The sequence below is a fragment of the Holospora curviuscula genome (assembly GCF_002930195.1).
GTDB classification, from domain to species: Bacteria; Pseudomonadota; Alphaproteobacteria; order Holosporales; family Holosporaceae; genus Holospora; species Holospora curviuscula.
Map to the genome: position 1 here is coordinate 1 of NZ_PHHC01000059.1, position 1810 is coordinate 1810.

Below are 1810 nucleotides of genomic sequence, written 5' to 3' on the forward strand. Positions count from 1 at the left end.
TGCTTGCTTCCATCTCTTCATTGTTTAAAAGCGTGTGAATTCACGCTCTGGCTCTCCATCAATTCCTATGCTAAAAATTTGCTCTTTTCCCCTCTTCATTCTGAGGATAGCTCTGGGCTTATCCATCAATGCTTGAATACCCCCTTTATGGTTTAGCCTGTTCAAGTCATTCAATATTCTCTTCCATGACTTAAACGCTTTAGATAGTGTCGTCACGAGAGTAAATCTATACTGGCATGAGATATAGAATGAGTCAATGAAAGGTTTTTATGATAGGCGCTCACCGACGCCATGATATGTCAGATCACATATGGAGTCTTTTAGAGCCACGATTGCCTGGGCGAAAAGGTTTCTGGGGAAGTATCGCCCATGATAATAGGCTTTTTGTCAACGCCGCCTTTTGGGTATTGCGCACTGGCGCACCCTGGAGAAATTTGCTTCCCGAGTATGGCCACTGAAAAAACACGCATCGACGCTTTTGCAGATGGCGGGACAAAGGCGTTTGGCAAGGGGTGTTAGAATCACTTGTGATGGAGCCTGATTTTGAGTGGCTCATGATTTGATGCAAGCCCTATCAAAGTACCCCCTCATGCAGCAGGAGCGCGTGGTGAAAACCAAGCCATAGGACGAACAAAAGGGGGCTCAATTCCAAAATACATATAGCCGTGGATGCAACTGGTATGCCAGTGCGAATCCTTGTTACAGAAGATAGCACAGCTGATTGTACACAGGCTGAGGCTCTTATTGAGGGCATAAACGCCCAAGGTCTTTTAGCCGACAAAGGCTATGATTCAGATGCTGTACTAGACATGGCAAACAGTCAAAATATTCAAGCGGTGATTCCTGCAAAAAAGAATCGAAAAGAACAGCGCTTCTATGACCAAGACTTGTACAAGATCAGACATCGTGTTGAAAATGCCTTCTTGCATCTTAAGCGATGGAGAGGCATCGCCACGCGATACGCCAAAAACAGCTCCTCCTTTCTTGCAGCCGCCCAAATACGCTGTCTTACCCTTTGGCTCAATATCTCGTAACGACACTATCTAGGAAGATCCATAAAAAACTAGCTGTTTTTTTGATATAAACTCTGCCGTTCCATACCAGCCTAGCATCTTTAGGAGGCGTCCTTCATTGCTTTCCATTGCGCTTGTTGATTCCTTTTTCTATGACTTTGCACGCTTCGTTTTTTAGATCGTTTGTATAGCTTTTTGACTTCTTTCACCTCTCTTTGATATCGATCCTATACTTTATGTGTACTATTTCAAATTGTTACGCGACTGTTTTTTAATATATTCTTTATTATTTAATCCCTGGTTCGTTAAATATAGTAATTTCGCTTAAATAGGATTAGATTTATTACTTGTCAGAAAACGAAAAAAAACAGTAGAAATAGCAATAAAGAGAATATAGACTAGACTTAAATAAAAGCGTAATATAATATATAAAGTTTATGTAGTAATCAAAAGATGAGCGCGGAAATAATTATAGTGAGTAAAAATAGTCTAAGTAAAGGGGTAGATACGGTACAAAAAAGAACGAGTCATTAAGCCTAACAGACGATTAAAAAGCAAAGAAACCATAGATCCAAATTCACTAAAACTGTATGTCGAACATCTCTGTACCGGACAAAACTAATTGGTTAGTTAGTTTGCATTGACAGTAACGCGCTGAAATAAAAACAAAAAGTGTATAATCTCGATTATCGAAAAAGAGGTATACATCATGGTTTCAGTCAACGAGTTAAAGCGCATTTTAAAGCCATATTTCAAAATCGACAATAGGCGTCTTGATTGCTTAACCCAAATGTTAG

1 protein-coding gene and 1 pseudogene are annotated in these 1810 nt (G+C 39.9%); one reads left to right on the forward strand and one right to left on the reverse strand.

What is annotated here, in order from left to right; genetic code table 11:
- Positions 1–24: 24 nt before the first annotated feature.
- Complete coding sequence (locus tag HCUR_RS07645) at positions 25–216, reverse strand: hypothetical protein (RefSeq protein ID WP_129591804.1); 192 nt, start codon at positions 214–216, stop codon at positions 25–27.
- 53 nt (positions 217–269) lie between these two features.
- On the opposite strand from HCUR_RS07645, the pseudogene HCUR_RS10000 reads away from it, so the two are divergent.
- Positions 270–1034: pseudogene (locus HCUR_RS10000) on the forward strand (IS5 family transposase).
- Positions 1035–1810: the final 776 nt, after the last annotated feature.